The 204-nt window shown below is 51.0% G+C and carries 1 rRNA gene; it reads right to left on the bottom strand.

Going from position 1 to position 204, the window contains the following annotated elements:
* A 23S ribosomal RNA gene (locus tag KI210_RS08780) occupies nucleotides 1-204 on the bottom strand; the annotation flags it as partial.

Here is a 204-nt window from a genome sequence, read left to right as displayed (position 1 = left end):
CTATCTTTCGCTACTCATACCGGCATTCTCACTTCTAACTGCTCCACATGTCCTCTCGATCATGCTTCTCCGCCGTTAGAACGCTCTCCTACCACGCATCCTATGATGCATCCACAGTTTCGGTACTATGCTTAGCCCCGGTAAATCTTCGGCGCAGCGCCACTCGACTAGTGAGCTATTACGCACTCTTTGAATGATGGCTGC

The sequence above is a fragment of the Lactobacillus corticis genome, from assembly GCF_018327645.1.
Classification (GTDB): Bacteria; Bacillota; Bacilli; order Lactobacillales; family Lactobacillaceae; genus Lactobacillus; species Lactobacillus corticis.
Note: the sequence above shows the minus strand (reverse complement) of the source record. Positions and strands in the feature narration are given on the sequence as shown.